Raw genomic sequence first — 6,000 nt, 5'->3', positions numbered from 1 at the left:
CCTCTCCAGCGGCCGCCTCCGGCCGGTCCGACAGCATAGCCCGGTCCCCAGCCGCCCCAGCCACCGCCGCCCCAACCAGTATTGTAGTAGCTGCCGCCGTAGCCACCGCCGCCATAATATCCGTCGTAACCGTCATAACCGACGCAGCCTGACAGGAGTGGCATGAGGGAAAAGGCACCTATGAGGGCCAGTGTACGAGATAAACGTTTGATCATTTTGCATCCCCCGCTGCGTTGGGGTCATGCCATTCCATCAGCCCGAAGGCTGCGCCGGTAGGGTCGGCGACAATGGCAATGGTGGTGTTTTGCCGGTCTGGATGGGGCTGTACGAGAATTGTCCCGCCAAGCGTCACGGCTTTCTGGGCCGCAGCATCCACACTGTCCACCTGCACGAAGTTCATCCAGCGTGCGTGTGCCCCTTCCGGGAGGCGAGCAGGGAGCGGGTTGATTGTAGCACGCGCGAAGGACTGGGATTCCAGCAAATAAGCCGTGCCACGCTTGGCGTCCTGAACGGCTTCGACCGTGTATCCAAACAGCTTCTGGTAAAATCCAGCCGCTGCGTAGGGATTGGTCGTCAGCAGGGCGCTCCAGATCCATGTTCCCTGAGCGGGTGGCGTCTCAACGTCCGGGTCATCACCGGCGCTGGAATGCAGTGCGGCGAACAGGCCACCCTGCGGATCTGCCAGGACAGTCTCGTGACCCCGTCCTTCAACCATCTGAGGTTTGAAGAGAATATGGCCGCCCCAGATTTTCGTTGCTTCTGCGGCTGCTTTTACGTCTGACACGGAAATGAACGGGAGCCAAAGCGGGTCCCCATGATGTGCCATGCGTGGAAGCTCGACCAGGCCTGCGACTGGAGCTCCGTTAACCAGCGCCTGTGCATATTGCCCTTTTGAGACGGGAACGTCCTGAAAGGTCCACCCCAGAAGCGACCCGTAAAAAGCCTTGGCGCTTTTGAGGTCTGGCGTTGTGAGTTGGGCATAGACAATTTTGCCCGGCAGGAGTTGCGCCTTTGACGGTGCACTGGCGGTTGCAGGTGCATCAGCGGCCTGAAGCGCAGGAGCCGTACCTAGGCACAGACTTCCGGCCAGAAACAAGGACGCGTGACGCAGTCTTTTGCGAGGAATTGAATGGAACGGAGGCAAGGAAAATCTCCTTCAGGGCAGGAGAGAGCCTGCAATGCAGTCTCGGCGTTCAGGCTGAACGCTTGAATGACTGTATTGTTCCATATCGGCCCTTTTGAGGGAGCGTTTTCAGATTAAAGCGAGTTCTGCCAGCTCTCTGCGGAGTTGAGGCGGAAGATCAGCAACCCCATCACTGCCCGCCGACTGGCCGAGATCAGGAGGCGCATCTTTCGGGTCCAGATATCGCCATCCCTGAAAGGGGCGCATAGTGCGGGGCTGAACGGGAATGATGTCGTCTGAGACTACAATCAGCGTTCCTTCCGTCCCATCCGGGCGACGGCAGGCTTCAAGCCCTATGATGGGCTGACGGCATAGAATCATGCCGTCCATCACGCGATAAAGAGAGCCGCCATCCAGGACTTCGGCTGCACGCTTGGGCATTGTTCGCGTGGGGACGGCGCCATGACCGTTTACACGCGGGTGCTGCATGCGCTCACGCAGCACTTCGATGGTCGGGCAACCGACGGCCAGCTTAATGATGTTCAGCATGTCGGGTGCCCTTCCGGAAAGTCTGGTGTCAGTGCGTTCCCATGGCATTCTGAGCCTGGGCGACGAACTCGTTGATAAAGCGCTTCGTATCCACGGACTGGACGATTTTCACCTTGCGAAGGCCCATGCCCTTGGGTGCAGTTGCGTCCGGCCAGACATGCGCGTGTCCGTAATCCATGCCGGGTGCCGTGTTGATGTCCATATAGGCATCGACAGACTTCGTAACCAGATCTGGCTCTACAGCAATGGCAGAGGTCAGTTCATCCCACAGCGGAAGCGGGCCGTAGAACTTCTGAAGATACTCAGTGACCGGCGTCTTCTTCTCCGCGATGCGGTTCATCAGCTCATGCGTCATCATGACGTCGTTGGAAACATTGCCGACGCATGTGATGGCAGCCCACGGCGCGGTCAGTGTGATGTGGGCTGCTTCCGGATCGCCGATCATGTTGAAGTCTGAGGCAAAGTCTGCATTGCCTGTGATGGACATCATGCTGGAGTCCAGCAGGCCACCCATGAATACAAGCTGCTTAGCCGTAGCGGCAAAGGTGGGGTCCAGCCGGATGGCAAGGGCGAGATTGGTCAAAGGACCTGCCGCAATGATCGTGACCTGATGCGGGTGATCATGGACGGCCTTGATCAGCACCATCGCCGCGGGGAGCGGATCGACGGCCATGTGTGGTGTGCCTTCGGCCATCTTGCCGAGTGCGGGCTGTGTCTCTGGAGTGTGGTCAATGGAGCCCAGCCCACCCCATGCGCCCTTCCAGGGAATAGTGCCGTACTGCTTCTCACGAAGCTTCGTTGCCGCCACGGTGTTGACGAGTGGCATGGTAGCGCCATCCGCTACGGGAACCTGGGTCTGCTTTGCAATTTCCAGGAAGCGACGGAGATGCGCGGATTCAGCATTCTCCCAGTCGTCGCCGATCGTCACGGTCAAAGCCAGAAGATTGACATTTTCGCGGTTGAGCAGCGGGATGACGGACTGGATGTCTGAGCCGCCTGGGCCGAGATAGTCGTTATCCTGAATATAATATCCCGGAGCCACAGGGGCAGCGGACGCAATGCCGGTCAGAGCGCAGGCAGCAAGGAGGGCAGAGAGAATGGATCGGCGCATGGTCTCGTCCTGTTAATTAACGCCCGATCATGCCTTCATGTGACCAATCTTGCCAGTAATGCTTCAAGACGAAGTCTTCCTTCGCCCGTTGCCTTCAAAATTCCGCCGTCACGGGTGAGGTAGTTTTCTTCCAGACAAGCCTGAAGCATGAAAAGATCGACGCAGTCTTCCATCGGTCTACCCGTGCGTTCGGCAAATCTGGCTTCATTGATGCCTTCAGACAAACGCAACCCCATCAGAAGCGCTTCCCGGCCGCGTTCTTCCGCAGACAGAAGGGTTTCGTCCGTACTGCCGGAACCCGTTCTTTCAACGCGGTCCGCCCAGGGTTCGGGGGCGCGGTGACGACGGGTTGCGTAAAGCTCTCCATCCAAAGTCAGGCGACCATGCGCGCCGGGGCCGATGCCGATATAATCGGCGTAGCGCCAGTAGGTCAGGTTGTGGCGGCTTTCCGCGCCGGGCCTTGCATAGTTGGAAACCTCGTAGGGTAGTAGACCATGCTTTGCGGCCGTATCGCCGGTGAGGTCATAAAGGCGCGCAGCATCTTCGGCATCCGGGAGCGTCAGTTCTCCACGCCGGTGGAGGGCTTCGAACTTCGTGCCGGTTTCAATCGTGAGCTGATAGAGCGACAGATGATCCGCCACCAGATCCAACGCGGTGGACAGTTCATTTTGCCAATCAGCATCGCTCTGGCCGGGGCGGGCATAGATCAGATCAAACGAAATGCGCGGAAACAGCGTGCGTGCAATTTCGAGTGCACGAATGGCTTGTCCCGAGGAGTGTTCCCGACCGAGCATCTTCAGGGCGTCGTCGCGAAGGCTTTGCACGCCGAGCGAGACGCGGTTTACGCCAGCCTGACGGAAAGCTGCAAATTTTCCGGCTTCGACGCTGGTCGGATTTGCTTCGAGCGTAATTTCCAGATCCGGCTCGGCATCAAAAAGCTGATGCGCATCTTCGATAAGAGCTGCGACCGTTTCCGGAGCCATCAGGGACGGTGTGCCGCCGCCGAAGAAAATGGAGCGGAGTGGCCGTCGGCCGAGACGGGCCGCGTCATGCGCCAGTTCACGACGCAAGGCTGCGGCGAAGCGCTTCTGCGGAATTTCATCCCGGACGTGGGAATTGAAATCACAGTAAGGGCACTTCGCCAGACAGAATGGCCAGTGAATGTAGAGAGAAAGAGGTTCGGTCAAATTGCAATCCGGACGCCAAACTCCACCACGCGATCAGGCGGGATACGGAAGAATTCCGTGGTCGAGGCAGCATTACGCAGGAGAAGCAGGAACAGCCACATCCGCCAGAGCTGCATCTTGGGAACGCGGGAGCGAACCACAAGCTCGTGGGACGTAAAATACGAGGCCTGAATGGCATCAAACGCCACACCAAGTGCCTTCAGTTCCATGAGCGCACGCGGCAGGTTGGGCATTTCCATGAAGCCATACCGGACGATCACGCGATTGATGTTTGGGGCCAGTTCCTGAACGATTGTGCGGTGGCCACGCTCGGCTTCCGGCTGATCAAGGTTCTGTACGGTCACGAACATGACGTGCTCATGCAGGACCTTATTGTGCTTCAGATTATGCAGCAGCGAGTTCGGGACCACGTCCGGATTGGCTGTCAGGAAGACCGCAAGACCCGGAACACGGATGGTCCGGGACTGAGGTAGACGGGCCAGGAACGAGGCCATGGGCATGGAGTCAGCCTGCTGCTTGGCAGCAATCAGGCCACGTCCGCGCTTCCAGGTGGTCATGACAATGGTGCTGATAATACCGATGGCGAGTGGGACCCAGCCGCCATCCGGGATCTTCAGGACGTTGGCGGAGAAGAACACCGCATCCACGACAAAGAACAGACCGAACACAGCGCCGACGGCAGCAGCACTCCACTTGAAGGTGCGGCGGAACACGACCATTGCCAGAACGCAGGTGCACAGGAACGTACCGGTCACGGCGATGCCGTATGCGGCGGCCAGTGCAGCGGAGGACCGGAAGGACAGAACCAGTACCAATGCGCCGAAACCGAGGATCCAGTTCAGGGACGGCAGATAGATCTGTGCTTCTTCTGAGGCATTGGTGTGCACAATGCGGGTGCGGGGCAGGTAGCCGAGCTGAATGAGTTGGCGGCAGAGCGAGAAGCTTCCCGAGATACCGGCCTGAGACGCAATGACGGTTGCGAAGGTGGCAAGGATCAGAAGCGGGATCTGCGCCCAGTGTGGCCCGAGATGATAGAACGGGTTGGCCAGTGTTGCCGGATCATGGATCAGCAGAGCCGCCTGGCCGAAATAGTTCAGGGTGAGGGATGGCAGAACGAAAAACAGCCATGCCTTGCGGATGGGGGCCCGGCCAAAATGGCCCATGTCAGCATAAAGTGCCTCGGCCCCCGTCACGGACAGCACGACAGATCCCAGCGCGATAAACGACAGGTAGCCGTGCAGGACAATGAATTCGAGGGCAAAGGTGGGAGATAGCGCCAGCAGGATGTGTGGGTAAAGCAGAATCCCGCGGACACCGAGAATGGCAAGAACGGTGAACCAGAGCACCATAATCGGCCCGAACGCCTTGCCGATCTTGCCCGTTCCGAGGGCCTGCGCCGCAAAGAGTGCGACCAGAACCACCATCGCGATCGGGATGATGACATGGCTGGCAGAGGGGACGGCAATTTCGATGCCCTCAACGGCAGAAAGCACCGACACGGCCGGAGTAATGATGCTGTCCCCGAAGAAAAGACAGGTGCCTGCAATGCCGACGAGACCGAATAGCCATCGGAATTTCTGGGATTTGCAGACGCGCTGGGCGAGGGACATCAGGGCAATGATGCCGCCTTCACCGTCATGGTCTGCCCGCATGATGAGGATGACGTATTTGAACGTCACGATCAGCATAAGTGCCCAGAACGTTAGACTGGCCAGTCCCATGACTTCCCAGGCTGCCGCCGGATGCTTGGCAGAACCTACAATGCCGACGGAAGACTGGAGGGCGTAGAGCGGGCTCGTTCCGATATCGCCATACACGACACCCAGAACAGCCAGAAGTGCGCCAAAGCCGCCGGGCTTCTTGTGGCCGCTAGCGCCCTCTGTGTCACCGAGTTCAGAAGTGTTTCCGTCTTTGTGCGCCTGTTCGATGGTCTGAAGGACTTCGCCGCTGTCCACCGGAACCCCGGCGCCGGGGTAAGGAGGGGAAGCGTGATCGCCGTCGTGTTCTGGCATCGGTGGTTCCATTTACGG

The 6,000-nt window shown here is 58.8% G+C and carries 5 protein-coding genes and 1 pseudogene; all 6 read right to left on the bottom strand.

What is annotated here, in order from left to right; translation table 11 throughout:
• Positions 1 to 215, bottom strand: a pseudogene (locus KP708_RS07845) (hypothetical protein); the annotation flags it as partial.
• Positions 212 to 1,144 carry a VOC family protein gene (locus KP708_RS07840; protein WP_252347245.1) on the bottom strand — a complete coding sequence of 311 codons (933 nt, stop codon included), beginning with the start codon at positions 1,142 to 1,144 and terminating at the stop codon, positions 212 to 214. The gene KP708_RS07840 and the pseudogene KP708_RS07845, both read right to left, overlap by 4 nt.
• Positions 1,145 to 1,252: 108 nt before the next feature.
• A complete protein-coding gene (locus KP708_RS07835) occupies positions 1,253 to 1,672 on the bottom strand; it encodes a DUF1489 family protein (protein WP_046900021.1) in 420 nt (139 codons plus the stop codon).
• Positions 1,673 to 1,700: 28 nt separating this feature from the next.
• Positions 1,701 to 2,783, bottom strand: coding sequence for a nucleoside hydrolase (locus tag KP708_RS07830; RefSeq protein WP_099210770.1), 1,083 nt, complete (start codon positions 2,781 to 2,783; stop codon positions 1,701 to 1,703).
• A 35-nt stretch (positions 2,784 to 2,818) separates the two neighbouring features.
• Positions 2,819 to 3,970 carry a radical SAM family heme chaperone HemW gene (hemW, locus tag KP708_RS07825; protein WP_215749124.1) on the bottom strand — a complete coding sequence of 384 codons (1,152 nt, stop codon included), beginning with the start codon at positions 3,968 to 3,970 and terminating at the stop codon, positions 2,819 to 2,821.
• On the bottom strand, positions 3,967 to 5,994 hold the full coding sequence (locus KP708_RS07820; RefSeq protein ID WP_215749123.1) for a potassium transporter Kup: 2,028 nt from the start codon (positions 5,992 to 5,994) through the stop codon (positions 3,967 to 3,969). Before KP708_RS07820 ends, hemW begins: the two co-directional genes overlap by 4 nt.
• Positions 5,995 to 6,000 lie beyond the last annotated feature (6 nt).

It is taken from the genome of Gluconobacter sp. P5H9_a (genome assembly GCF_018812085.1).
GTDB lineage: Bacteria > Pseudomonadota > Alphaproteobacteria > Acetobacterales > Acetobacteraceae > Gluconobacter.
Note: the sequence above shows the minus strand (reverse complement) of the source record. Positions and strands in the feature narration are given on the sequence as shown.